Raw genomic sequence first — 24,228 nt, forward strand, 5'->3', positions numbered from 1 at the left:
AGACGCGGCAAACCCGCCCGCCGCTGGCGCCGCCTGGCGGCATCTGGCGTCACGCCCGCGGCCCTCCGTCGCAAGGCACTGGCCCGGCGGCCGGGGCCGTCGCACAGTCCGGCTCATCGAACCCCCAAGGAGAGCCCCATGGCCCTGGAACTGACCCCGACGATCGCCATCCACCTCAGCGCCGCGCTGTCGGCCACCGTCATCGGCCCGCTGGCCCTGTGGGCGCGCCAGAGCCGCACCCAGCGCCCGCGCCTGCACCGCGCCTTCGGCTACGCCTGGGTCACGCTGATGATCGTCACCGCCCTCTCCGCCCTGTTCATCCGCAGCACCACCATCGTGAACATCGAGGGCTACACGCCCATCCACCTGCTGATCCCTGTCGTCTTCTTTGCGCTGTTCGGCGCCTTCTGGTACCTGGCCCAGCACGACATCGCCGGCCACCGCCGGGTCATGCGCATCACCTACGTCGTCGCCTGCATCGTGGCCGGCAGCTTCACCCTGCTGCCCAACCGCTACCTCGGCAACCTGCTCTGGAAACAGTGGCTGGCCCTGGCCTGAACCCCTTTCTCCATCCCTTCTTCAACCCCCTGGAGCTCACCATGCACACTGCGCACCCTGAAGCCGACCTCGACCGCCTGGCCCGCCGCCACGCCAAGGCCAAGCTTGGCTGGTACTTCCACGCCTGCATCTACATCCTGGTCAACCTGCTGCTGGCGGGCCTGTCCAGCCTGGGCGATCGCCACTGGGCCGTCTACCCCGCCCTGGGCTGGGGCCTGGGCCTGGCCCTCCACGGCTTCGCGGTGCTGCTGGCCACCCACGGCTACCCCTTGCACGAGCGCCTGGTGGAACGCGAACGCCAGCGCCTGCTGGCCCAGCGTGATCCCTGGTAAACCGCGACACTACAGGCACACCATGAACCACCCCACCCTGAACCACCTGCTGCGCCTCGCCACCCTGGCCGCCAGCGCCCTCATCGGCCTGGCCGCCCAGGCCGCCGTGGGCCTGGACGAACTGCCCGGCAGCGAGGGTGACGGCCCCGTCACCGTCTTCTACCCCTCCAGCAGCCCGGCTCAGGCCGTGCAGCGCGGCCGTCTCACGCTGTCCGTCGCACCGCAGGGCGCGCCCGAGCGTGGCAACGGCCGCCTCATCGTGCTCTCGCACGGCTCCGGGGGCGAACCGTGGTCGCAGAGCGATCTGGCCCTGTCCCTGGCCGCTGCCGGTTTTGTGGTGGCCCTGCCCGAACACGCCGGCGACAACTGGCGCGACCACAGCAAGATCGGCCCCGAGAGCTGGAAACGCCGCCCGCTGGAAGTTTCGCGCGCCATCGACGTGCTGGGCCGCGATGTGCGTTTCGCGCCCCTGCTCGACCTGCAGCGTGTCGGCGTCTACGGCATGTCCGCCGGCGGCCACACCACGCTGACGCTGGCCGGCGGGCGCTGGTCCCCCGCGCGCCTGCGCGACCACTGCGAGGCGCACCTGGCCGAAGACTTCGCCGCCTGCACCGGCGGGGCCAGCGAACTCACCGGTGGCTGGCTCGACGGCCTCAAGCAAGGCATCGCCGGAATCATCATCCGCCACAAACTGCAGGACGAGACGCTCTACGGCCACACCGATCCGCGCATCCGCGCCGCCATCGCGGCCGTGCCCTTTGCGGTGGACTTCGACCTGGGCAGCCTGGCCCGGCCGGTCATTCCCCTGGCCTTGATCGAAGCCGGGCAGGACCGCTGGCTGCTGCCCGCTTTCCACAGCGGCCCCGTGCTGGCCGCCTGCAGCAGTTGCGTGCAACTGGCCCTGCTGCCCACGGGCGGCCACGGCGCCCTGCTCGCGCCACCGCCCCCGGCCGACAAGCTGCCCGAACGCATCGCGCGCCTGCTGGCCGACCCCCCGGGTTTCGACCGCAAGGAGCTGCCCGCCCTCTACCAGCGCATCGCCGGCTTCTTCCGCCAGCACCTCTAGAATGATTGCGCATGCCCCCTCTGCGGCGCTGAACATCCACCCCGACGCGCCATGAAAAAGACCGACTGGCCCGACAAACGCCGCACCTACCTGCAGGTGCTGGCCTTCGCACTGTTTGTCGCCGTCCTGCAATACGCCTTCCTGCCCGAGCGCTCCTTCGGCCCGCCGCTGGTGTATTCCTTCTTCATTGCCAGCATCACCTGGGCCCTCATCGACTTCGGGCGCGACCTCCTCGCCGGCAGCGACGAGACCGGCTGGCCCCGGGGCTGGCGCGGCATCGTGCTGGTGGTGGGCAGCATCGCCGTGGGGTACCTGCTGGGCAGCGCCATCGCCGACCGCCTGTGTTCCGTCTTCGGCTGGCAGGCGGTGGACGCCGCCAGCCGCGAGAACCTGCTGCGCAGCTCCATCCTCATCACCCTGCTCGCCGGGATGGCAGGAAGCTATTATTTTTATAGCAAAGGCAAGAGCGCCTACCTCGAACGCAAGGTGGACGAAGTCCGCCGCCAGGCCGATGAAGCGCGCCTGCGCCTGCTCGAATCGCAGCTTGAGCCGCACATGCTGTTCAACACCCTGGCCAATCTGCGCGCACTCATTGCCACCGACCCGGCGCGCGCCACCGCCATGCTCGACCGCATGATCGCCTACCTGCGCGCCACGCTGGCCGCCTCGCGCGCCACCAGCCACAGCCTGCAGGCCGAGTTCGAGCGCCTGCGCGACTACCTCGAACTCATGGCCGTGCGCATGGGACCGCGCCTGCGCTACAGCCTGGAGCTGCCCCCGGAACTGGCCGCCCAGCCGGTGCCGGCCCTGCTGCTGCAACCCCTGGTGGAAAACGCCATCCTGCACGGGCTGGAACCCAAGGTGGCAGGCGGCAGCCTGCACGTGTGCGCCCGGCGCGAAGGCGGCGCGCTCACCCTGGTGGTCAGCGACACCGGCATGGGCTACACCCCGGCCACCCCCGCGGGCTCCGGCTTCGGCCTGGCCCAGGTGCGCGAGCGCCTGCTCAGCACCTACGGCGCACAGGCCGCGCTGGACCTCGCCACCCCGCCCGACGGCGGCACCATCGTCACCCTGAGTTTCCCCGCCGCATGAACCCGCACCGCGCCCTCATCGCCGAAGACGAACCCCTGCTGGCCCAGGCCCTGCAGGCCGAGCTGGCGCGCGCCTGGCCCGCACTGCGCATCGTGGGGGTGGCCGGTGATGGCGCCAGCGCCGTGCAACAGGCCCTGCAGCAGCAGCCCGACGTGCTCTTCTTCGACGTGCGCATGCCCGCCCTCAGCGGCCTGGACGCCGCCGCCCGCCTGGCCGACGAATGGCCGCAGCATGGGCCCGATGCGCGCCCCTTCCCCGCCCTGGTCTTCGTCACCGCCTACGACCAGTACGCCATGCAGGCCTTCGAGGCACAGGCGGTGGACTACCTGCTCAAGCCGGTGGAGCCGGCCCGCCTCCAAAAAACCGTGATGCGCGTCCAGCAGGCCCTGGCCGGACGGTCCCAGGGCGCTATGAATTTTGAAGCAACGCTGGCCCAGCTGCGCGGCCTGCTGCAGGCGGGCGCAGCGCCTGCAGCGGCGCCTCTCAAGCTCATCCAGGCCGGTGTGGGCACGGCGATCCGCATGGTGCCGGTGGACGAGGTGCTGTATTTCGAGGCAGCCGACAAATACGTGCGGGTCATCACCGCCGGCCAGGAGGCCCTGATCCGCACCCCGCTCAAGGAACTGCTGCCCCAGCTCGACGCGCAGGCCTTCTGGCAGGTGCACCGCGGCACCGTGGTGCGCGCCGCCGCCATCGAGCAGGTCACGCGGGATCCCTCGGGGCGCCTGAGCCTGCAGCTGCGCGGCAGCGCCGAGCGCCTGGCCGTCAGCCGGCTCTACGCCCACCTCTTCAAGGCCATGTAGGCCGGCGCCGCAACAGCGGCGCCATAAAAAACGGCGCTCCGAAGAGCGCCGTGTAATGACCGTGCAAAGGCACGATCAGCTGCGGGGGAGGACCGCAGCGCACTGGCATGTTACTCCTCAGCGGCGATTTCCCATATACCCCTCGGTACCGGGGCGCGGGCCGTTGCCGTAAGCACGGCCCTGCTCGTGGCCGCGACCTTCGTAGCGGTCGCCCCCACGGTCATAAGACTCGCGGCCGCCACGGTGGCCTTCCCAGCGCTCGTCACGGTCCTTCCAGTGGCCATGACCATGGCCGCGTTCGTAGCGACCGGGGTAGACCACCCGGTAAACCGGTTGCGGGTAATAGACCGGCTGCGGGGCGTACACCACGCGCGGCTGCACCACCACCGGGTAGGGTGCCGGCACCACCACGGGGCCGTTGGACACACCGATCCGGATACCGGGCTGCGACATGGCGATGGACCAGAACACATCGTCGGAGCCATGGGCCTGGGCGACGCCTGTGCCTCCCAGTCCCAGTGCGGCCACCAGGGCCAGGGCAGCAGCGGAAGATTTGGCTTGGGTCGTCATGAGGTTTCTCCTTTACGGGGCCGCCGGTGGGCTGCCCTGTACCCTCAACGCCGCCACCCCCGGTCCGGCTACGAAGCGCTTGTGAAGGAGGTTACAAGACGTAACCCGCTGCCCAGGCCGCGCCTAGCGCCTGAACAGCGCGATGACGAAATCCGGCACACCGGCCAGCACCGGCGTCACCGGGGTCTGTTCGCCGCGGGTCAGTTCATCCACCCGGTCCGACACGTAGGCGTCCAGCCCCTTGTAGGTGATGCGCCCGCGCTTCTTGAAGTCGGCCGCGCCCTGCAGCCCCTCGACCACGGCCTTGGTGAAGGCCCCGTTCCCCCAATCCGCGTTCTCCTGCGAGAACTGCCCGCCCGTGGACGAGGCAAAGACCACCAGGCCGTTTTCCGAACTGGCCATCTCATTGACCGCGCCAGTCGAATCACGCGCCTGGCGGGTGGCCATGCGCCCGATCACATTGCCCGAGTGGCAGGTGTCCACGAACAGCATCACCCGCCCCTGCAGCGCCGTCAGCGTGGAGCGCAAGGATGTGAACGGCAGCGCCGTCTGGGACAGGTTCTGCAGGTTCGCATCGCGGGTCATGAAGTAATACGTGGGCCCCTCGTTGAAGCCGTGCCCGGCCAGAAAGACGATCGCCGTGTCGCGCGGTTTCATGCTGTGTCGCAGCCACTCCAGCCCGGCTTCGAGCGCCGGGCGCGACGCCTCCTTGTCCAGCAGCTGGCGCACATGCACCTCGCCGTACTGCGCACCGCGCTGCTTGCGCAGCGTGTCCACGAAGTCGCGCGCATCCTTGGCCGCCAGGCCCAGGTTGTAGTCCGGGTTGTCGTAACGCGACACCCCCGCGGCCAGCACGTACAGGTCGCCCTGGCCGCTGCCAGGTTTGGGGCCGGTGTAATTGACGCGGATCACCGTCGGCACCGACGCACCGTGACGGTTCTCCGCAATCAGCCGGATGTCCGTGTCCTCGGGCGGGATCTCCAGCGTCACCTCGCGCTCGCCGTTGTCCTGGGGCCGCGCCCCCACTGCCAGGTTGCGCTGCGCGCTCGAGCCCGAGGCCAGCAGGGTGCGCACCTGGGTCACAGGCGCCTCCGGCGCCGAGATGACGCGAAAGCGGATGCTGATCTGCCGGGTGTCGGAGCGCACCTGGTAACCCGGCGCGACGATCTCGATGCGTGGCGGCAGGGCCTCCAGGGACACGGCCGAGGCCGACATGACCAGGGTTTCCGGTGCCGGTTGTACCGCTGCAGCTTCGGGCGCGGCCGGCAGCGCAGGCGGTGCGGCCACCGCCGCAGCGGGCGCCGGCGCTGTCGCCGTGACGGGCGCGGGCTGCGCCGGGGCCAGCAGCGGCTTCAGGCCCTCCACGGCCTCCCGCTCGCTGCGCAGGCTCCAGGCCTTGCCGGCCAGCCCCTCCAGCCTCAGCGTCCCGCGGAAACGCGACATGGGCATGAAGTCTGCCGCGCGCGCTGCCGTGGGGTTCAGAATCCAGCCGGCCGAATCTTCGGCCCCCACGCTGGCCTCGTAGTAGCCCTGGCTGCTGATGGCAATCCAGCGTTTGCTGGCAGGCTGCAGGTAGTAGGACATCACCGGCTCCCCGGTCGCCCAGCGGAACACCCACAGCATGCCGTTGGCCGTCGCCGCCACGACCAGGTCGCGTGATTCGATGTGGTTCACCGCCAGCACATCCGAGCCCAGGTACTTCATCCAGAGCTGCTCGCCCTTGCCGGAGACTCTGTAGAGCCGTTCCCAATTGGTGCCCACGGCCACCGACCCGTCCGTCGAGTGCGCCGCCACGCTCAGCGAGCGTTCGGTCTTGCCGACCAGGGGCAGGGACGCGCCATTGACCGTCGCGTTCGCCGTCCCCTCCCAGGCCAGCACCCCGACATCGCGGCCGCTGGCCGAGGGCTCTTTCCACGACACTTTCAGGCGCTGCACCGAGGTGTAGCCCGGCTCGGCCAGGTTGAAGGCCACGTCGCGTTTGCCGTCGTCGCCGGGCACCGGCAGATACACCAGGCCCGATTCGGTCACCTTCAGCGCCATGGGGCGGCGCTGGAAGTCGGCCACGTCGGCCGCCACGCGCCACGCCAGCTTGAAGTCCGCGTCTACCATGGCCACCGCGCCCTGATCCGTCAGGTAGACCACCTCGCCCTTGCGCGTGACGGCGAAATCAGCCACCTTGGCATCCGGCAGGCGCAGCTGATCGGTCTTGTCGGCGATATGCGCGCCGGCCCAGCGGCGCAGGAAACCCTGCCCGCTGTGCAGGGACCAGGTCGTGCCGAAGAATTGGCCGCCCTCGGGCGCCTGCACCACGCGGGAGAAACCCACGTTGGGCGGCATGCCCGAGCGGTTCAGTGCGTGTGTCACTTCTTCCAGCGTCTCGCCGTCCAGGCGGGTGTGGGCTCCGAGCAGGATGGTCTTGCCCGCGGCATCCCAGTGGCTGCGGTAGTCACCCCAACGCGGCGTCTTGCGCGCTGCCTCGCGAAAACTTCCGGCGGCGGGCTTGTAAAGCCTGACGACGGTCTGGCCGCGGTTGTCCCAGCTGGCCGCATAGAAGGCACCGTCGGCGCGGAACTCCAGGCCCGTCACCGCGCTGGGAAAGTCCGCATCCCGGAACACCTCCTTGCCGTCGGCCGCCGAGTAGACGCTCACCCCCTGCCGGACGCCCGGTTTGCCCGCCGCCAGGAAACGACCGTCCTGCGACCAGGCCAGGATGGACGAATTCTCCGTGCCCGTGATGACACGCTCGATCCGCCCCGTCTGCAGCGACAGGATGACGATGGCGCGCCGCATGTTGTTGCCCGTCACCGCGATGCGCTGGCCGTCTGGCGCCATGGCCAGCCCGCGCAGCAGGTTGCTGATGGGCGCGCCCCTGGGCAGGAAAAAGCGCTGCAGCATCTCGCCGGACTGCACGTCCCACACCCGCACGCTGCCGTCGTAGGCCGCCGTCACGGCCCGCCGATCGTCCGGCGTCAGGACGATGTAGGACGCCTCGTCCGAATGCGCCTGGCCATCGATGGCAAGAAACGGCCGCTTGGGCAGGCCGCCCCAGTTCCCGGTGTTTTGCGCCCAGGCGGGTTGGACCAAGCAGGCTGCCAGTGCAGCCCACGCCGTTAAATTTGATAAAAAGCGCAGCATGCCAGGATGCTAACAAGGCCGGCGCAGCCTGTCCACCCCGGAACGGGCTCAGCGCGGCCGCAGCCCCGCCGGCAGCCAGGCGCCGAGCCGGGCCTCGATCTGCCTCTCATGGCGCTGCCACCAGATCCCCAGCGCAATCACGGCCAGCCCCAGGAGCGTGAGCGCAAACGGAAACAGCATGCTGTTCTGGAACACGCGGTGCGACAGGTAGCCCAGGTAACCCGCCACCCCGAAGGCGCCCAGCACGGTGAACACCCGCCGCCCGATGGCCGCGCCCCCGAAAATCAGGCCCACATTGATCAGCGCGTACAGCGCCTTGCCCAGCTCCGAGCCCGAGCTCTGCAGGCTCAGGCCGCCCCAGAACATGAGGGCGCCAAAGAGGTAGAGCCAGAAGGCGTAGTCCTGCCGCCACTCGGCCGCCTGGGCCAGGCGGCTGCGCGTATCCACCCACATGGCGACCAGGCAGGTGCCGATGCCGAAGACCAGGGACATGTCGCGCATGAACCTGAATTCAAAACCGGCCTGCTGCATCAGCAGGCTGGCCACGTCCATGTACATGTACCAGACCGTCACCGCGATGGGCATCACCATGAAAGGCAGGCGGTAGCGCCACAGCATCACCACCCCGGCGGCCAGGGTGCCGAACTCCAGCGTCAGCCAGCGCCAGTCAATGTGCGTGTGATAGGCCCGGTAATTGGAGGGACCGCCCGGCGGCCACATCCCCAGGCCGCTTTGCAGCGCCCACAGCGCCAGCGGCACCAGGCAGACCGCCAGCGTGGCCAGGATGCCCGCCGGCGTGGTCAGCCCCCGGCCCTTCAAGGTATCGGCCACCAGCAGGCAGGCCACCAGATAGGCCAGGGCAATGGCCAGCAAGCCCCAGTCGCCGAACTGCTGCCAGCCCAGCGTCATGAACAGCGTCATGGCGCCGATGGCCACCATCCCGCCAAAGTAATACAGCACATTGGTGAAGCCGAAACGCGGCCCCGGGGCCAGCCCGGCGGGCGCCGCAGCCGGCGGCCGGGCCTGCTGCTCCCAGCGCGCCCAGAGCTGCCGGGACTGCTGGCCGGTGATCAAGCCCTCGTGCACGGCAGCTTGCAGAACGGCCTGAGAGACGGTGACGCTGACGTTGTGCGCTTCCTCGGACATGACGAGCCCTCCTGTGGCGCCCATGGTAGCAAGCCCGCGCGCCCCGGGGAGCGGCATCTAAAATGGCTGCATGAGCAAGCCCAGCACCCCCGAGAACAAAGAAGCCCCCGCCAAGGCCAGCAACTTCCTGCGCCAGATCATCGAACACGACCTCGCCGCCGGCACCTACAGCGGCCGCCAGTGGGGCCACAAGCCCGGCACCGCCACCGAACACGCCCAGGCCCCCGGCAGCGTGGCCGACCCGGCCCGCATCCGCACCCGCTTCCCGCCCGAACCCAACGGCTACCTGCACGTGGGCCACGCCAAGAGCATCTGCCTGAACTTCGGCCTGGCGCGCGATTACGGCGGCGTCTGCCATATGCGCTTCGACGACACCAACCCCGAGAAGGAAGAGCAGGAGTACGTCGACTCCATCACCGACGCGGTGAAATGGCTGGGCTTCTCGTGGGACGCGCATGGCGACAGCCACCTCTACTACGCCAGCAACTACTTCGACTTCATGTACCGCGCCGCCGAGTACCTGATCGAAACCGGCCACGCCTATGTGGACGAGCAGACGCCCGAGGAGATGCGCGCCAACCGCGGCGACTTCAACACCCCCGGCAAGGACAGCCCCTACCGCGCCCGCACGCCGGCCGAGAACCTGGCCCGCTTCCGCGAGATGCGCGACGGCAAGCTTGCGGACGGCGCCGCCGTGCTGCGCGCCAGGATCAGCATGGCCAGCCCCAACATCAACCTGCGCGACCCGGCCATCTACCGCATCCGCCGGGCCACCCACCACAACACGGGCGACACCTGGTGCATCTACCCCATGTACACCTTCGCCCACCCCATCGAGGACGCGCTGGAGTACATCACCCACAGCATCTGCACGCTGGAGTTCGAAGACCAGCGCCCCTTCTACGACTGGCTGCTGGAGCGCATCGCCCCCATCCTGCGCACGCCGCAGTTTGAACAGGCGAAAGCCTTGATCGACAAGATCGAAGCCCAGGGCCTGGAGGCGCAGAAGGAATTTGCCCTGCACTGCCACAACCGCGCCGACAAGCTATTTGCCAGCGAGGCCGAGGGCAAAATGCGCGCCCTCTTCGCCAAGTGGGAACACAACCGTGATGCCGTGCTGACCGACCTGCCCGCCTTCTTCGCCCTGCTCAAGAAGGAAACCGCGCAGTTCACCCCCCTGTTGGCCCACGCCCTGGACGGCCAGCGCCCCAACGTCTTCCTGCTGCCGCACCAGCACGAGTTTGCGCGCCTCAACCTCACCTACGTCATCACCAGCAAACGCAAGCTGGCCCAGCTGGTGAACGAAAAGCACGTGAGCGGCTGGGACGACCCGCGTTTGCCAACAATAGTCGGCCTGCGCCGCCGCGGTTACACGCCCCAGAGCATCCAGATGTTTGCCGAACGCATCGGCGTGACCAAGGACTACAGCTGGATCGACTACGCCACGCTCGACGGCTGCCTGCGCGAAGACCTGGAGAGCAAGGCCCACCGCGGCATGGCCGTGCTGGACCCGGTGAAACTCGTCTTGACCAACTGGGCCGAAGCCTTTGGCAGCGCCGACTACACCGAGGAATGCAGCCTGCCCGCCCTGCCCCACGTGGAAGAAGGTCAGGTCGCCCCCGCGCCGCGCCGTTTCCTTATCGGCCGTGAAGTGTGGATCGAACGCGAGGATTTCGAGGAAGTGCCGCCCAAGGGCTACAAGCGTTTGTTCACTGGCAACGTGGTGCGCCTCAAGGGCGGCTACGTGATCGAGTGCACCGGCTGCCAACGCGATGCCGCGGGCCAGGTGACCGAAGTGCAGGCCAAGGTCATCCCCGGCACCAAGAGCGGCACCCCGGGCGCCGACAGCGTGAAGGCCAAGGCCGCCATCACCTGGGTGGCCGTGGCCGACGGCGTGGCCGCCGAAGTGCGCCTGTACGACCGCCTGTTCACCGACCCGCAACCCGATGCGGGCGGCAAGGACTTCCTGGCCAGCCTGAACCCGGACAGCCTGAAGACCGTCACCGCCTATGTGGAGCCTTCACTGGCCCAGGCCGCGGCGGACGACAAGTTCCAGTTCGAACGGCATGGTTACTTTGTGGCGGACCGGAAGGACCACACCAAGGGTAAGCCCGTCTTCAACCGGGTCACCGGTTTGAAGGATAGTTGGGGGAAATAAATTCGGCCTTAGACGGTTGGTGATGGCGGAGCTTGAGCACGCTCCGTGCTCGCCAGAATGATTTCTCAGGGAGATGCCATGACAACGCCAAGAGATCAATTGACCGGGCGTACGGTAGGCGACGGGTGGAAGGTAACTTCCATGCTGCGAAAAGCCGACAGTGAGACCGGGGGGAATTTTTCGGTAGGCTATATCGTTGAGCGAGGGAGCGAAAAAGCTTTCCTCAAAGCAATGGATCTGACACGCGCTTTGATGGCGGAGCCAGACAAGCAACTCGACGCTATCCGGTTCGTGATTGACATGATCCAGTTTGAAGGCGCTGTCTTACAGGAATGCGCCGACCGGAACCTATCGCGAGTGGTTCGACTCCTTGAATCGGGTGTGGTTGACCTTGAAACCGAGTCAAAGGACCCGATCGCCAAAGCAGTCAATCGTGTCCACATTTTCATATTCGAACTCGGTGGGCCTGACGTCCGAAAGGCTTTCGGAGTCCCATCCCCTGAAGATACAACTACGCGATTGCGAGTCCTACACAACATCGCAACGGCTTTGCAACAGTTGCATAGCGCTGGAATCGCACATCAAGATCTGAAGCCTTCGAACATCCTGCAATTCCCCGAAGGTCAACACAAGGTCGCCGATCTTGGAAGAGCCTCAGTGCAAGGGAAACAAGGCCCGCTTGATGGAGAACTATTCCCTGGAGATCCAACATACTGCCCCCCTGAGTTCGCCTACGGACACACGCCGCCTGACTATTTAGATCGTCGATACGCTACAGATGCATACATGCTTGGCAGCATGATTGCCTTCTTTTTCACCCTTCAGGGGACAACTTCGTTGCTACAACAAGCGTTGCCAGAACACCTGCTACCGCCTAAATGGCAGCGCAGCGCGACCGTTGCACCGTGGGCAGGAAGCTATGAAGACGTCCTCCCTTATGTCGACCAGGCTATGACGCGAGTTCGCAGTTACGTTGAGAGTCACATACCTGCTTATTGCAGAGCGGAACTTGGAGAAGCCTTCTACCAACTTGCACATCCATCGCCATACGACCGCGGTCACCCCAAGAGTCGGCAAGCCACTGGTAGACCTATTGGCTTGGAGCGTTATGTCTCTTTGTTCGACAAGCTGAGCAGACAAGCCGCCATTGCTGGAAAATTTCCACACCGAGCGTTGATATGACTATCTCCTGGCAAAGACGAGTTGTGCCGCAATGGACAAAGTCGACCGACCCAGGAATTCGTTTTCTCAAAAACGACTCCGACTCTCTACTCAAACGAGAAAACAGCCTCAGCGATGCGGATCTAGACCAGCTCAAGAAAGTAGCATCGGAATTTGAGGCAGAGCCTTCGATTGGTTTGGCCGCCGATGCACTTCGCTTCGGGCTCTCACAGCCAGATAACGAAAAGCTGAGGATTGTGGCCGGCTACGTATTGAACAGCCAGAGCATCGTTCCAATTGGCTTACGCCGTCTTGCCGAAGCGATCCACACGGGAGACATTACCAAGGCATCCTTACATGGACCGTTGGATCTCAATAAGCCGGTTCACGCAGCCATACATGACACACGACGCTGGCTTAGCAGATTTCCGCGAGACTCCCTCTCATGGCTAGACCTAGGGAGATTGCACGCAGCGGCGGGCAATACGCTTTCAGCGAAGCAGGCAGTTCAAACTGCTCACGCCCTTAGCCCACAAAATAGAACCATTCTCAGAGGGACTTCGCGCTTTTTTTTACATGCGCGAGAACCCGATATCGCCCTTTCAGTGCTTGATCAAACCGCACGCACGGAGAAGGATCCTTGGCTGATGGCAGGACATCTAGCTATCAGTTCGATACTCGGGAAGACTTCTCGCTTCGTAAAGAAAGCAAAGAAAATCGTCGCGTCTGACGCATATGCTCCGCACGAGATAACTGAACTTGCGGGATCTCTTGCCACACTTGAACTTGAAGCCGGGTACAACAAAGAAGCGCGCAGGTTGTTCAACATTTCTTTAGTGGAACCAAACGAAAACGTTTTGGCCCAAGTTCAATGGGCATCAAAACAATTGAATCTAGAACCTGATCTTCCGGAAGAGTGGCTACAAAACCCAATTTCCTCCGAAGCCGGCTATTACCACTCGCTTCTTAACGATCAATTCGAGGGGGCACTTGCCAATGCCTTGAATTGGCATATTGACGAACCCTTTGCATCACGCCCAATGATTGGAGCTTCGTTTATTGCCGGAATATCGGGCAACTTCACCGATGCAAGCAACTACGCGCGTCAAGGACTCATTTCCGAGCCCGAAAACGCGATGCTACTAAACAATCTTGCGTTCTCTACTGGCGCTCAAGGTGATCTAGAAAACGCTGAAAGAATAATCAGAAAAATTGCTGCGCTTGAGAGAAAGGCACTTAGCCCTCATACGCTGGCAAACTTGGGGATGCTTGCATATCTTAGAAATGAACATGTGCTCGGCGCACAGCTATATGAAACAGCGACGCAACTGTATCGCAAGCAAAGGCGAATTGAAGAGGCGGCCTCCGCAGCATGCTTTCATGCTTATTTCGCCCGACTGACCAATGCAGCTAGCGCAGACGCTTTGCATGCTCGGGCAAAACAAGAAGTCGAGGAATCCAGATCCCGGATTGCTCAATCCATCTTTTTGCGGCTTACCCGAACGGAAGCAAAAGACACCGCGCCAGCCGTAAGGCAAGCTGCACCTCGCAAGTGGCACTATGACCAACAAAAGAACTTGTTGATTTTCGAAAAGCACTTCCCTTTGGGAAAAGTCTGAACACACTACCGAATTTTCATTTATGAAAGCCACCTGGAACAACACCGTCATCGCCGAGAGTGACGACACCGTCATGGTGGAAGGCAACCACTACTTCCCCGCGCACACGCTCAAGCGCGAGTACGTGACCTTCAGCAACCACAAGACCACCTGCCCCTGGAAGGGCGAGGCGCATTACTACAGCCTCATGGTCAACGGCGACATGCTGCCCGAGGCCGTGTGGTTCTACCACGAGCCCAAGCCCGAAGCCCACCTGGTCCAGGGCCGCGTGGCCTTCTGGAAGGGCGTGAAGATCGAGGAGTGAGCCGCCCTTGCGGCAGGCTTGCAAATAAACCCAAAATGGGTATGATCGAACCCAAAATGGGTACGAATCAAGTCACCCCGCAGCCCGCCAGCCGCATGGCCGACGCCTTGTTCCCCAAGGTGCGCCAGCGTGTGCTGGCCGTGCTGTTCAGCACGCCGGACCGCAGCTACTACACCAATGAGGTGATCGCCTTGGCGCAGTCGGGCGCGGGCGCGGTGCAGCGCGAACTGGCGGACCTGGCCGCCGCCGGCGTGTTGACGGTGCACAAGCAGGGCAACCAGAAGCACTACCAGGCCAATGCAGCGGCGCCGGTTTATGCGGAGCTGCGCGGCCTGGTCCTCAAGACCATGGGCCTGGCCGATGTGCTGCGTGCGGCCCTGACGCCGCTGGCACCGCAGATAGAGCAAGCCTTTGTCTTCGGTTCGATCGCCAAACAGGAAGACACGGCAAACAGCGATGTGGACCTGCTCATTGTGAGCAAGGACCTGGGCTACGGCGAGGCATTGGCCGCGCTGGAGCCCGCAAGCCAGACCCTGGGCCGCACGGTCAACCCCAGCCTGTACACCCCGGCCGATTTCAAGGCACGCCGTCTGCGTGACAATGCCTTCATCACACGGGTCATGAAACAACCCAAGATCTGGCTGATCGGCAAGGAGGCGTGAGCGCACCATGGGTCCCCCGACACCCCTGGAAAATCTGAGCGGCCCCGGCAAGGCGCTCAAGACCGAGCCACCGGACGCGCAGGAACTGGCCGGGCTGCTGCGCACCGGCAAAGCGCGGCTGCACGACGCGCGCAACACCAGCTTGTCGCTCGAAAGCCGGTTTGACCTGGCCTACAACGCGGCCCACGCGCTGTGCCTCGCCGCGCTGCGCATGCAGGGCTTTCGCGCAAGCAACCGCTACATCGTCTTCCAGGTGCTGCCGCACACGCTGGGGCTGGGGCCCGAAGTCTGGCGCGTGCTGGACCTGTGCCACAACCGCCGCAACCTGGGCGAATACGAAGGCCTGCTGGATGTGGACGAGCGCCTGGTCAGCGACTTGGTGACCGCCACGCAGCGAGTGGCCGACGCGCTCGCTGCCGGCTGATCCTGGCCCGCCACTCCCACCATCACGCCTGCGTCATCAAGCTGAAAGCAGAACCATGACCCCCACCCTCGCCAAGATGACCTTCCACGTGGAAACCCGCCGCGTGGACGCGCACAGCAGCCGCGCCGTCTGCAAGAACGCCGAGATCGCGCTGGACACGGACCTGGCTGGCAACCCCGAAGCCTTCAACCCCGCAGAGCTGTTGCTGGCCGCACTGTCGGCCTGCATGGTCAAGGGCATCGAGCGGGTGGTGCCCATCCTGAAGTTCCAGCTACGCGGGGTGGAAGTGCTGGTGGACGGGGTGCGGCAGGACGTGCCACCCAGGATGGAAAGCATCCGCTACGAGATCATCGTGGACACGGACGAGAGCGCGCAGCGCCTGGCCTTGCTGCACGAGAACGTGAAGAAGTACGGCACGGTCTTCAACACCGTGTCCCCGGGCACCGACCTGGCCGGCACCCTGCGCCGCAAATAGGCCGGCGCGGCCCGCGCGTCCTGCGCCGGCTTAATCCTGGGCCGCCTGGCGCCCGGCCGTCGAGTAGGTCTGCAGCCGCCACTGCTGCTGCTCGTCATGCAGCTGCGGCAGGTGAATGGAGAACTCGGCCAGGTCCAGTGCGGCGGCTTCGTCCCGGAAACGCGCGCCCAGGCTCATGAGGTCGGCGGCCAGCTGCACGCGGGCGCGCGCCACGGCGCGCAGCGCGGCCGTGCGCAGGGCCTGGTCTTCGGGGGTCTTGCGCAGGCTGGCCGAGGCATTGCGCAACAGCACCAGCGTGCCCTGCACGGAGGCGGCCTGGCCCAGCGCATCGATCAGGCAGCGGCGGCCGGCGGGGCTGAAGTCGATGCTGCGGGTGCTGGGGTTGTCGACGCGCTGCGCGTCGCAAAGCCGGTAGCGGGCTTCGTCCTGCTGCTCCAGCGCCTGGCGCTGGGCCGCGCGGGTTTCGGCCGCCACCTGGCCGCTCACGACCGCCTGGTTCTGGCGGGGGGTATCGGACCACGCCGCGCCGCCTGCGGCCAGCGCGGTCAGGACTACAAACAGGGCGGCTGACTTCATGGTGTGCTCCTCCAGAAAACGATGGCCCCAGTATGGGCAGGCCGTGTGCATCTGGCATCCCCCTGCGTGGGCGTAGTTCACACATCGCCGCAATAACGGCGCGAACTATTACCGCTTTGGCGCGGCACCTGGAAACCCGCCCGTAAAACGAAGGCGGCGCGCGACGGCACCCCGTCTTGCGCCACCATCAATAATGGCGTGACGCCACCGCCCGCCCACCATGCCCCGCCGCCCCCACTACCACGTCTACGTCATCGAGCTGTCCCGGGACGTGCTCTACGAGGCCAGGTTCAGGAAGAACAACCCCAACTACGTGGACGGCCAGCCCTGTGTCTACGTCGGCATGACGGGCCTGGACCCGGACGTGCGTTTCGACAAGCACAAGGCCGGCATCCAGGCCAACCGCTATGTGACGAAGTACGGCCTGCGCCTGCTGCCCGACCTGTACGAGGGCTTCAACCCCATGCGCTACGACGACGCCGTGGACAAGGAGATCGAGATCGGCATCGACCTGCGCTCGGCCGGCTTCGGGGTCTGGCAGGCCTGAGCCTCACCGGGCGCACAAGCCGTGCTTTTGTCACGCCGGCCGGGCCGGGGGCTCGCTTATAGTGATTCCCACGTCTTCTCCACCACCTCGTGAGCCCACCCATGCGCCTGCGTCTTTCCGTCCTGATCGGCCTCGCCTCGCTTTTCACCGTCCTGGCCGCCAGCCCGGCCAGGGCCGACAAGCTGCTTTCTTTCGACGCGGCCACGGGCCAGGGCATCTATGTCTGGGATGCCGGCATACGCTACGAAGGCAGCATGGCCAACGGCAAGCCCCAGGGCACCGGCGTGATGACCTGGACCAGCGGGCAACGCTACGAGGGCGATTTCGTCCAGGGCCAGATGCAGGGCAAGGGCGTGCTGACCCTGGCCAGCGGCGACCGCTACGAGGGCGATTTCGCCGCGAGCCTGCGCTCCGGCAAGGGCGTGTTCGTCTGGAAAGACGGCGCCCGCTACGAAGGCGATTTCGCCGCCGGCAAGCGCCAGGGCAAGGGCATACAGACCCTGGCCAGCGGCAACCGCTACGAGGGCGATTTCTTCGACAACCGCTACCAGGGCAAGGGCGTCTACACCTGGGCCGACGGCATCCGCTACCAGGGCGATTTCGTCGCGGACCAGCGCCACGGCAAGGGCCTGCAGGTCTGGCCCAACGGCCAGCGTTACGAAGGCGACTACGTCAACAGCCAGTACCAGGGCCAGGGCGTGATGGTCCTGGCCAACGGCGAGCGTTACACGGGCGAGTTCGTCGCAAGCAAGCGCGAGGGCAACGGGGTGCTGCAGTATGCCGATGGCTCGCGCTTCGAGGGCCGCTTCGTGAACGACATTGCCAGCCAGGGCACGCGCATCAGCGCCAGCGGCGAACGCACGCCGGTGGACCTGGAGTTCGTGAACGCCAAAAAGACCGGCCGCGGCAGCGTGGCCTATGCCTCGGGCAACCGCTACGAGGGCGATTTCTTCAACGGGCAGAAGCAGGGCAAGGGTGTCTTCACCTGGGCCGACGGCACGAACTACCAGGGCGACTTCTTCGCGGACCAGTTCCACGGCAAGGCCGTGGTGGTCCACCCCAACGGCATGCGCTACGAGGGCGACTACCTCAACGGCAAGCGGACCGGCAAGGCCGTCTTCACCTGGCCCAGCGGCCAGCGCTACGAGGGCGACGTGGTCGACAACAAGTACCACGGCAAGGGCGTCTTTGTCGCGGCCAGCGGCGACCGCTACGAGGGCGATTACGTCGCGGACAAGCGCCACGGCCAGGGGGTGATGGTCTATGCCAGCGGCCACCGTTACGTGGGCGGCTACGCGAACGACAAGCTCTCCGGGCAGGGCGTCTACACCTGGCCCAGCGGCCAGCGCTACGAAGGCCAATACGAAAACGGCGAGGAGACCGGCTACGGCGTCATGACCTACAAGGACGGCACCCGCTACGCCGGCAACTGGGTCAACGGCAAGCGCGCCGACGCGGCCGCGCAGCAGCAGGCCCAGGCCCCGCAGCCGCAACGCCAGGAGTCCTCGGGTTTCCAGTGGGGCAAGGCGGCCGCGCTGCTGGGCGGGGCGGCCATCGGCGGGCTCGACAAGCTGTCCCCGGAGCAGCAGGCCCGGGTGATCACGGGCGCCCTGCAGGACAGCATGGCCGGACAAAGCGGCGTGTCCAACTTCCAGCAGAGCGTGGCCGGCGGCGGCAGCGCGGGCGGTGGCTCGAACAGCGGCGGGGCCGGCAGCGGCGGCGCCATGAAGGGCGGCGTGCCCAAGGCCACCTTCGACGCGGGCGAGCTGGCCTGCCAGCAGGAAGCCAATGCCAACGCGCGGCCTTATGGCGACTCGCAGCTCGACACGTTCTGCGTGCTGGCCTCCAGCAACGCCTGCGTGCAGCGCAAATTCAACTTCAACGGCTACGAGGCCGAGCGCCAGGAGTCGTGCCGCCGCATGAAGGGCACGGCCAGCGCGCTGCGGGTCGACCCGAACAAGTGCGGCGCCTGCAACTGAGGGCCGGCACCGGCTGCCCGGCCCATAGCCCGGGTGGTATGCATGCACATCTGTGTACGGATTGTCGACTAAACTGGCGGTCGCCTCGGACCTGCCGCCCCGCGATCTGCCCTTGTCACTCGACCCCGCCACCCTGATTTTCCTGAACGTCGTCAACCTGTTGGCGATGTCGCTGGCCCTGCCCCTGGTCATGGGGCAGAACCTGAGTCCGGCCGCGCGACTGGCCCGCACCTCGCTCATGGTCAAGGCCGGGATCTGGGTGGCGCTGGCCCTGACCAGCCGCTGGTCGGGCCTGTGGCCCGACCGGCTGCTGTCCACCCTGGCGCTGGCGCTCATGGGGCTGAGCAATGTGCTGATCTTCCGGGCGCTCGACCATTGGCTGGGGCCGCGCCCGCTGGGCCGGCTGCTGGTGGCGCTGGCCGTGCTCATGCCCATCGGTTTTGCGCTGAACTTCGACAACTACCCCGTGCGCGTGGGCTGGTTCAGCCTGCTGCTGACGGGGCAGCTGCTGATCCTGGCGCGTGCCGTGCTGCTGCCCGCGCCGGACAGCAACAGCGAGGGCGGCTGGCGTTTCCTGATGCTGGGCTGCCTGGGCGTGATGGCCGTGCTGACGGCCACGCGTGGCATCCTGGGCGTGTTCAACCCCGAACTCAGCCCCTCCTTCCACACCCCCTCGCCCCTGCTGCTGCTGATGCTGGTGGCCACCAATGTGACGCTGGTGCTGGGCAATATCGCCATCCTGGGAGCCTGGCGCGAGGAGGCGCAGCACCAGCTGCGCACCCTGGTGGTCACGGATGCGCTCACGGGCCTGCTGAACCGCAACGGCTGGGCCGAGCAGGCCGACCGCGCCCTGCGCTACGCGCGGCGCCACGGGTACCCGCTGTCGCTGATGATGATCGACCTGGACCACTTCAAGCGCATCAACGACACGCAGGGCCACGAGGCCGGCGACGCGGCGCTGGTGTTCTTCGGCGCCCTGCTGCGGCGCTGCCAGCGCGGCGGCGACGTGACCGCGCGCCTGGGCGGCGAGGAGTTCTGCGTGCTGTTGGCGCATGCCGACACGGCGGCCGCCCAGGCTTTCGACCAACGCCTGCGCATGGAGCTGGGCCGCACGGTGCCCGAGGCACTGCGCGCCGCGCTGGACTTCAGCACCGGCCATGCGCTGGGCACCGGCCGGGACGAGACGCTGGAGTCGCTCACGGCGCGCGCGGATGCGGCGCTCTACCGCGCCAAGTACGCCGGCCGCAGCCAGATGGTCTCAGCCGAGCGGGCCCCGATGTCGCCGGTCGACGTGGCGCCCGGAGCGGCCACGACCTGAGAGACGCCGGGAAGCGGCCGCCCGGCGGGTCTGGCCGGTCACAGGCCGCGGCATAAAATGCACCTGCCACACATCTTTCGACGTCCGTGCAGCTCGATCCCACCACCCTGATTTTTCTGAACGTCGCCAACCTGCTGGCGATGTCACTGGCCCTGCCCCTGGTCATGGGGCAGAACCTGAGCCCGGCCGCGCGCAACGCACGCGCCTCCCTGATGGTCAACGGGGCCGCCTGGCTGGCGCTGATCCTGGCCGGCTTCTGGCGCGAGCAGTGGCCCGACCGGCTGCTCTCCAGCGTGGCCATGGGCCTGCTGAGCTTCAGCAACTGGCTGGTCTATCGCGCCCTGGCCGACTGGCTGGGGCCGCGCCCGCTGGGCCGCTTGCTGCTGGTGCTGGTGCTGGCCACGCCCCTGGGCTACGCGCTGAGTTTCGGCAGCTACCCGGTGCGCGTGGGCTGGGCCAATCTGCTGATCGCGGGGCAGTTGCTGATCCTGGCGCGCGCCGCCCTGCTGCCGGTGAACCGCGGGGCCGGCCAGGGCAACTGGCGTTTCCTGCTGTTCGCCTGCGTCGGGCTGATGGCCGTGCTCACCGCGCTGCGCGGCATCCTGGGCGCCTGGTTCACCGAGCTCTATCCCTTTTTCCGCGCGCCCACGGCCGTCAACCTGACGGCGCTGGTGGCGGCCAACGTGACGCTGGTGCTGATCAACATCGCCATCCTGGCGGCCTGGCGTGAAGAAGCTCAGCACCAGCTGCGCACGCTGGTGGTCACCGATGCGCTCACGGGCCTGCTCAACCGCAACGGCTGGGCCGAGCAGGCGGACCGGGCCCTGCGTTATGCGCAGCGCCACGGCTATCCGCTGTCGCTGCTGATGATCGACCTGGACCACTTCAAGCGCATCAACGACACCTACGGCCACGAGGCCGGCGACGGGGCGCTGGTGTTCTTCGGCGGCCTGCTCAGGCAGTGCCAGCGTGCGGGCGACGTGAACGCGCGCCTGGGCGGCGAGGAGTTCTGTGTGCTGCTGGCGCATGCCGACACCGCGGCCGCCCAGGCCTTTGACCGGCGCCTGCGCGCCGAACTGGCCAAGGCCGCACCGCAGGCCATCCGCTTCAACCTGGACTTCAGCACCGGCCATGCGCTGTGCCGCGACCGGCACGATTCGCTGGAGTCGCTGATGGCCCGCGCCGATGCGGCGCTCTACGGCGCCAAGCACGCCGGCCGCGGCCACATGGTGTCCGCCGAGACACAGGCGGGCTGAAGCGTGACGGCCCTCACCCTGCGCCCGGTGAACCCCGACGTGCGCAGCGTGCACGGGCCCGACGGCACGCACCTGGGCTACCTCAAGCACATCGGTGCGGTCTGGAAATTCAAGGCCATCGGGTTCGACGCGACGGGCCAGGTGATCCCCGGGGGCGGCCCGCTCACCGGCAAGCACAACACCCCCTTTGTCAGGCCGGACGCCGCCGAGGTGAGCGCCGGGCTGGGTGTCATGCCCCTGGGGTAACCTCAGCGCCTGAATCACAAGGAAACACCATGAAAAAACTCAAGGTCCAGATCAATCTGGAGATGACCGTGCCCGCCGACTGGGAGCTGGTCCAGACCTCCGAAGGCACGCCGGTGCTGAAGCTGCCCAACGGCCAGTTCATGGACCTGGCCATCGAGCCGCTGTTTGCCAGCGACCCCGAGGAGACCTGGAGCAGCACGGAGAGCGACGACGTGCTCAACGACGTGCTGGACATGGTGGAGAGCGAAGAGATCGTCTACGAGTTCGTGACGCACTGAGGCACCGGCCCCTGGGCGGGCAGGGCGCTCAGCGGATTTTCTCGACCGGGTTGGCCGTCAGCGCGGTGGCCGGATAGACCCGCATGAATTCCCTGGCCTTCTCGGGGCGCGCGGCGAGCCAGGCCTCATACGCACCTTCGTTCAGGATGGCCGGCATGCGTTTTTCGCTGCCGGGCTGCTGGTAGCGGTGCATCAGCGCGTGGCTGTTGGCGTTCACCGTGAGCAGGGTGTAGCTGACGATGGCCTCACCGTCCGCCCCCACCCAGCGCTCCCACAGGCCCGCCACGCCCATGGGTTGGCCGTCCACGCGGGCGATGCGGGTAGGCACGGCCTTGCCGCTGCGCCAGTCGTCCTCCAGGAAGGCCATCATGGGCACGATGCAAAACTGGCCGGCCAGCCAGGCCTCGCGGAAGTTGTTGGAGGTGGTGACGATCTCCGAGCGCGCCACGTCCAGCTTGGTCGAGCGCAACTTGGCGTCCGAGGCCGACTTGACCCAGCGCGGCACCAGGCCCAGCTGCCCGGCCACCAGCTCGCGCACCGCGGGAGCCGCCTCGGCGCCCGTTTCGCCGGCTTGCGCCAGGCGGATGAACACCCCGGGTTTGCGCGGCCACACCTGCCGCTCCACGGGGGCGGTGGGCGCGGCCACACGGAAAACATCGGGGTACAGCGCAGCGCTTTGAACGCTCTCGTATTGGACTCTCATGGGCCCATGCTATCGCACGGCGGCGCAATACCTTGCGCAGCGCACGCAGCCCGGGGCACCCGACCGGGCTGCGGCGGGCTTCAGCCGCGCTTGCCGGCCACGCCCATCAAGGCGTCCATCGCCTCAAGGTGCTGGCCCTGTTCCTTCTTCTGGGCCTTGAGGGCCTCGCGGAATTCGCCGATGGCGTGGTCGGCCACCTTGGGCAGCAGCGTCTCGAAGAGTTCGGCGCGTCTGGCCATGAGGTCCCTGACCTTGCTGCCGTCGAGCTCGCGCTGCGCCAGCACGGCGGTGGCGACGGTGATGCCCAGCAGCAAGCGCATCAGATCCTGCGGGGTGGGGCCGCCAGCGGCCCAGGGCAGCGGGTCCGGGCCCGGCCTGGGCTGGGGCGGCTCGGGCTGCCAGGGATCGAGCAGGGGCTGGAGCTTGTCCCAGACCGGGCGCAGCGGCGGGATCTCGCGCCAGAGCACGCCCACGAACAGGGGCACCGAGCAGGCGCCGTGCACCGAGGCAAAGTATTGCTCGGCGAGCTGCGCCAGGGCGAAGTGGATGCGGATCGGGATCTGCGCAGGGTCGCGGAAGGGGAAGCGGAACTCCTCGTAGAAGAAGGGCGAGGCGACGAAGCGGCCGAAGGCCTCGAAAATCCAGCGGTAACGGCCGGCCGGGATCAGCCAGTAGACGATGTTGCGGAAGTAGTGCCTGATCATCCGGTAGTGGTCGGCCTGCCCCGGGTTGAGCGGTGCGTAGAAGCCGCGCTCCTTCACGGCGTCGCCGCCCGAGCCGTCGATGCCGGCGGTCTGTGCGCCCATCAGGTTGATGTTGAAGAAGTGGTGCCAGGTGGAGTCGACCACCACGCGACCCAGGCGGGCGCTTCCGCGCACGATGCGATGGCCGTCATAGGCGCCGATGACACCAAAGGTCTTCTCGTTGACCGTGGGCTTGACCTCGCCCCCGCCGTTGTCGAGCAGCTTGTGCCCGCCGATGACACGACCGGTGGCCACGACTTCGGGCGCCAGGCGCGTGCTGCTGCCGGGCAGCACGGGGTATTCGTCCTGGCCCAGGACGGTGAGGCCCAGATTGGCCGGCACCTCGCACTGGCCTTCGTGCGGGTGATCGGGCAGGTGGCGCACCACGCCGTGCGGGCTGCACAACAGCGGGTGCGGGTAGCGCCAGTGGAAGTAGCGGTTGCTGCCGCCGAAGTAGAGCCGCGGAGTGATCTCCTGGGCAATGGTGTCGGACTGGTCGCTGAACTGGTAGAGCGCGTCGAAGCCCTGGCGCGTGGTGTCGTGCCGGTCGGCCGAGCTGCCCGAGGGCGCCACCGGGAAACCGGCCGGTGCCGTGTCGTAATACCAGCGGCGCATGTTGCGCACCCGCGGGATCTCGCGGCACAGGCCGGCGCCCAGGTCTTCGTGGTCGCCAGTGGCGAAGACCCCGCCGCCCGCGTCCATGAAGTTGGAGATGGCCTGCACCTCGGCCGCCGTGGCGCGATTGGCGACGGTGTCGTCGCGCTCGATGGCAAAGAGCAGGATCTCGTCGTACTGCGAGAGGTCGTGCGTATCGAACCGGAGGTCGACCACATCGGCGCCAATCCCCGGCGGGTTGCGGCGATGGGCCTTGGTGATCTGCAGGTTGAAGCCCACCCAGTCGGTGTCCTGCAGAACCTGGACGAATTCGCCCAGGTGGAAGGCGGTGCTGCCAGGTGGCGGGATGGCGGTGGGGCGCTGGTAGCCGCCACCGCCATCGGTGACGATCAGTATCTTGACGGTGTGCATGGAAAGATCTCCTTGATGTGATGTGTGGGGCGATGCGCTGCACGGCTCCTC

General features: G+C 66.6%; 24 protein-coding genes. 18 read left to right on the forward strand and 6 right to left on the reverse strand.

Going from position 1 to position 24,228, the window contains the following annotated elements:
- The first annotated feature begins 144 nt into the window (after positions 1 to 144).
- Genes AC1RRP_RS01440 through AC1RRP_RS01460 form a run of 5 tightly spaced genes read left to right on the forward strand, consistent with a single transcriptional unit; the run spans position 145 to position 3,851 of the window.
- Positions 145 to 558 (forward strand): DUF2306 domain-containing protein, encoded by a 414-nt coding sequence (locus AC1RRP_RS01440; RefSeq protein WP_493033422.1) that lies wholly within the window; start codon positions 145 to 147, stop codon positions 556 to 558.
- 41 nt (positions 559 to 599) lie between these two features.
- Positions 600 to 890 carry a 2TM domain-containing protein gene (locus AC1RRP_RS01445; RefSeq protein ID WP_493032529.1) on the forward strand — a complete coding sequence of 97 codons (291 nt, stop codon included), beginning with the start codon at positions 600 to 602 and terminating at the stop codon, positions 888 to 890.
- Positions 891 to 912: 22 nt separating this feature from the next.
- Positions 913 to 1,956 carry an alpha/beta hydrolase family protein gene (locus AC1RRP_RS01450; protein WP_493032531.1) on the forward strand — a complete coding sequence of 348 codons (1,044 nt, stop codon included), beginning with the start codon at positions 913 to 915 and terminating at the stop codon, positions 1,954 to 1,956.
- Between the two features lie 51 nt (positions 1,957 to 2,007).
- On the forward strand, positions 2,008 to 3,048 hold the full coding sequence (locus AC1RRP_RS01455) for a sensor histidine kinase (protein ID WP_493032533.1): 1,041 nt from the start codon (positions 2,008 to 2,010) through the stop codon (positions 3,046 to 3,048).
- On the forward strand, positions 3,045 to 3,851 hold the full coding sequence (locus tag AC1RRP_RS01460; RefSeq protein WP_493032535.1) for a LytR/AlgR family response regulator transcription factor: 807 nt from the start codon (positions 3,045 to 3,047) through the stop codon (positions 3,849 to 3,851). Before AC1RRP_RS01455 ends, AC1RRP_RS01460 begins: the two co-directional genes overlap by 4 nt.
- Before the next feature lie 117 nt (positions 3,852 to 3,968).
- Here AC1RRP_RS01460 and AC1RRP_RS01465 read toward each other — a convergent pair whose 3' ends face one another.
- The 3 genes from AC1RRP_RS01465 to AC1RRP_RS01475 form a co-directional block, all read right to left on the reverse strand.
- Complete coding sequence (locus tag AC1RRP_RS01465) at positions 3,969 to 4,421, reverse strand: hypothetical protein (protein WP_493032537.1); 453 nt, start codon at positions 4,419 to 4,421, stop codon at positions 3,969 to 3,971.
- 123 nt (positions 4,422 to 4,544) lie between these two features.
- The gene (locus tag AC1RRP_RS01470; RefSeq protein WP_493032539.1) at positions 4,545 to 7,505 is read right to left on the reverse strand and encodes a hypothetical protein; all 2,961 of its coding nucleotides are present in this window, start codon (positions 7,503 to 7,505) and stop codon (positions 4,545 to 4,547) included.
- A 99-nt stretch (positions 7,506 to 7,604) separates the two neighbouring features.
- Positions 7,605 to 8,702, reverse strand: coding sequence for a DUF2157 domain-containing protein (locus AC1RRP_RS01475; RefSeq protein WP_493032541.1), 1,098 nt, complete (start codon positions 8,700 to 8,702; stop codon positions 7,605 to 7,607).
- Between the two features lie 70 nt (positions 8,703 to 8,772).
- Between AC1RRP_RS01475 and AC1RRP_RS01480 the strand changes: the two genes are divergently transcribed.
- From AC1RRP_RS01480 to AC1RRP_RS01510, 7 genes are all read left to right on the forward strand, one after another.
- Positions 8,773 to 10,860 carry a glutamine--tRNA ligase gene (locus AC1RRP_RS01480; protein WP_493032542.1) on the forward strand — a complete coding sequence of 696 codons (2,088 nt, stop codon included), beginning with the start codon at positions 8,773 to 8,775 and terminating at the stop codon, positions 10,858 to 10,860.
- 141 nt (positions 10,861 to 11,001) lie between these two features.
- A complete protein-coding gene (locus AC1RRP_RS01485) occupies positions 11,002 to 12,042 on the forward strand; it encodes a protein kinase domain-containing protein (RefSeq protein ID WP_493032544.1) in 1,041 nt (346 codons plus the stop codon).
- Positions 12,039 to 13,640 (forward strand): hypothetical protein, encoded by a 1,602-nt coding sequence (locus AC1RRP_RS01490; protein ID WP_493032546.1) that lies wholly within the window; start codon positions 12,039 to 12,041, stop codon positions 13,638 to 13,640. Before AC1RRP_RS01485 ends, AC1RRP_RS01490 begins: the two co-directional genes overlap by 4 nt.
- A gap of 22 nt (positions 13,641 to 13,662) precedes the next feature.
- Positions 13,663 to 13,944 (forward strand): DUF427 domain-containing protein, encoded by a 282-nt coding sequence (locus AC1RRP_RS01495; RefSeq protein WP_493032548.1) that lies wholly within the window; start codon positions 13,663 to 13,665, stop codon positions 13,942 to 13,944.
- Positions 13,945 to 13,985: 41 nt separating this feature from the next.
- Complete coding sequence (locus AC1RRP_RS01500; protein WP_493032550.1) at positions 13,986 to 14,606, forward strand: nucleotidyltransferase domain-containing protein; 621 nt, start codon at positions 13,986 to 13,988, stop codon at positions 14,604 to 14,606.
- 7 nt (positions 14,607 to 14,613) lie between these two features.
- Positions 14,614 to 15,030 carry a hypothetical protein gene (locus AC1RRP_RS01505; RefSeq protein ID WP_493032552.1) on the forward strand — a complete coding sequence of 139 codons (417 nt, stop codon included), beginning with the start codon at positions 14,614 to 14,616 and terminating at the stop codon, positions 15,028 to 15,030.
- 55 nt (positions 15,031 to 15,085) lie between these two features.
- The gene (locus tag AC1RRP_RS01510) at positions 15,086 to 15,505 is read left to right on the forward strand and encodes an OsmC family protein (RefSeq protein WP_493032554.1); all 420 of its coding nucleotides are present in this window, start codon (positions 15,086 to 15,088) and stop codon (positions 15,503 to 15,505) included.
- Positions 15,506 to 15,535: 30 nt separating this feature from the next.
- On the opposite strand, the gene AC1RRP_RS01515 is transcribed toward AC1RRP_RS01510, so the two are convergent.
- Entirely contained in the window at positions 15,536 to 16,081 is a 546-nt protein-coding gene (locus tag AC1RRP_RS01515; protein WP_493032556.1) for a hypothetical protein, read from the reverse strand.
- A gap of 220 nt (positions 16,082 to 16,301) precedes the next feature.
- On the opposite strand from AC1RRP_RS01515, the gene AC1RRP_RS01520 reads away from it, so the two are divergent.
- The 6 genes from AC1RRP_RS01520 (at position 16,302) to AC1RRP_RS01545 (ending at position 21,705) form a co-directional block, all read left to right on the forward strand.
- Entirely contained in the window at positions 16,302 to 16,628 is a 327-nt protein-coding gene (locus AC1RRP_RS01520) for a hypothetical protein (protein ID WP_493032558.1), read from the forward strand.
- Between the two features lie 101 nt (positions 16,629 to 16,729).
- The gene (locus AC1RRP_RS01525; RefSeq protein ID WP_493032559.1) at positions 16,730 to 18,607 is read left to right on the forward strand and encodes an MORN repeat-containing protein; all 1,878 of its coding nucleotides are present in this window, start codon (positions 16,730 to 16,732) and stop codon (positions 18,605 to 18,607) included.
- A 112-nt stretch (positions 18,608 to 18,719) separates the two neighbouring features.
- Positions 18,720 to 19,925 carry a GGDEF domain-containing protein gene (locus AC1RRP_RS01530; protein ID WP_493032560.1) on the forward strand — a complete coding sequence of 402 codons (1,206 nt, stop codon included), beginning with the start codon at positions 18,720 to 18,722 and terminating at the stop codon, positions 19,923 to 19,925.
- Between the two features lie 86 nt (positions 19,926 to 20,011).
- Complete coding sequence (locus AC1RRP_RS01535; protein ID WP_493032562.1) at positions 20,012 to 21,181, forward strand: GGDEF domain-containing protein; 1,170 nt, start codon at positions 20,012 to 20,014, stop codon at positions 21,179 to 21,181.
- A gap of 3 nt (positions 21,182 to 21,184) precedes the next feature.
- Positions 21,185 to 21,427: a hypothetical protein gene (locus AC1RRP_RS01540; protein ID WP_493032563.1), complete on the forward strand. Its 243-nt coding sequence runs from the start codon at positions 21,185 to 21,187 to the stop codon at positions 21,425 to 21,427.
- A gap of 29 nt (positions 21,428 to 21,456) precedes the next feature.
- A complete protein-coding gene (locus AC1RRP_RS01545) occupies positions 21,457 to 21,705 on the forward strand; it encodes a hypothetical protein (RefSeq protein WP_493032564.1) in 249 nt (82 codons plus the stop codon).
- Positions 21,706 to 21,733: 28 nt separating this feature from the next.
- Here AC1RRP_RS01545 and AC1RRP_RS01550 read toward each other — a convergent pair whose 3' ends face one another.
- Both AC1RRP_RS01550 and AC1RRP_RS01555 read right to left on the reverse strand, forming a co-directional pair.
- Positions 21,734 to 22,408: an SOS response-associated peptidase gene (locus AC1RRP_RS01550; protein WP_493032565.1), complete on the reverse strand. Its 675-nt coding sequence runs from the start codon at positions 22,406 to 22,408 to the stop codon at positions 21,734 to 21,736.
- 80 nt (positions 22,409 to 22,488) lie between these two features.
- A complete protein-coding gene (locus AC1RRP_RS01555) occupies positions 22,489 to 24,177 on the reverse strand; it encodes a hypothetical protein (RefSeq protein ID WP_493032566.1) in 1,689 nt (562 codons plus the stop codon).
- Positions 24,178 to 24,228: the final 51 nt, after the last annotated feature.

Source organism: Hylemonella sp. GW821-FHT12C09 (genome assembly GCF_058807395.1).

Coding starts and splice junctions, on each gene's coding strand:
- AC1RRP_RS01445 (WP_493032529.1), top strand. CDS start 600: ATGCACACTGCGCACCCTGAAGCCGACCTCGACCGCCTGGCCCGCCGC.
- AC1RRP_RS01450 (WP_493032531.1), top strand. CDS start 913: ATGAACCACCCCACCCTGAACCACCTGCTGCGCCTCGCCACCCTGGCC.
- AC1RRP_RS01455 (WP_493032533.1), top strand. CDS start 2,008: ATGAAAAAGACCGACTGGCCCGACAAACGCCGCACCTACCTGCAGGTG.
- AC1RRP_RS01460 (WP_493032535.1), top strand. CDS start 3,045: ATGAACCCGCACCGCGCCCTCATCGCCGAAGACGAACCCCTGCTGGCC.
- AC1RRP_RS01465 (WP_493032537.1), bottom strand. CDS start 4,421: ATGACGACCCAAGCCAAATCTTCCGCTGCTGCCCTGGCCCTGGTGGCC.
- AC1RRP_RS01475 (WP_493032541.1), bottom strand. CDS start 8,702: ATGTCCGAGGAAGCGCACAACGTCAGCGTCACCGTCTCTCAGGCCGTT.
- AC1RRP_RS01480 (WP_493032542.1), top strand. CDS start 8,773: ATGAGCAAGCCCAGCACCCCCGAGAACAAAGAAGCCCCCGCCAAGGCC.
- AC1RRP_RS01485 (WP_493032544.1), top strand. CDS start 11,002: ATGCTGCGAAAAGCCGACAGTGAGACCGGGGGGAATTTTTCGGTAGGC.
- AC1RRP_RS01490 (WP_493032546.1), top strand. CDS start 12,039: ATGACTATCTCCTGGCAAAGACGAGTTGTGCCGCAATGGACAAAGTCG.
- AC1RRP_RS01495 (WP_493032548.1), top strand. CDS start 13,663: ATGAAAGCCACCTGGAACAACACCGTCATCGCCGAGAGTGACGACACC.
- AC1RRP_RS01500 (WP_493032550.1), top strand. CDS start 13,986: ATGATCGAACCCAAAATGGGTACGAATCAAGTCACCCCGCAGCCCGCC.
- AC1RRP_RS01505 (WP_493032552.1), top strand. CDS start 14,614: ATGGGTCCCCCGACACCCCTGGAAAATCTGAGCGGCCCCGGCAAGGCG.
- AC1RRP_RS01510 (WP_493032554.1), top strand. CDS start 15,086: ATGACCCCCACCCTCGCCAAGATGACCTTCCACGTGGAAACCCGCCGC.
- AC1RRP_RS01515 (WP_493032556.1), bottom strand. CDS start 16,081: ATGAAGTCAGCCGCCCTGTTTGTAGTCCTGACCGCGCTGGCCGCAGGC.
- AC1RRP_RS01520 (WP_493032558.1), top strand. CDS start 16,302: ATGCCCCGCCGCCCCCACTACCACGTCTACGTCATCGAGCTGTCCCGG.
- AC1RRP_RS01525 (WP_493032559.1), top strand. CDS start 16,730: ATGCGCCTGCGTCTTTCCGTCCTGATCGGCCTCGCCTCGCTTTTCACC.
- AC1RRP_RS01545 (WP_493032564.1), top strand. CDS start 21,457: ATGAAAAAACTCAAGGTCCAGATCAATCTGGAGATGACCGTGCCCGCC.
- AC1RRP_RS01550 (WP_493032565.1), bottom strand. CDS start 22,408: ATGAGAGTCCAATACGAGAGCGTTCAAAGCGCTGCGCTGTACCCCGAT.
- AC1RRP_RS01555 (WP_493032566.1), bottom strand. CDS start 24,177: ATGCACACCGTCAAGATACTGATCGTCACCGATGGCGGTGGCGGCTAC.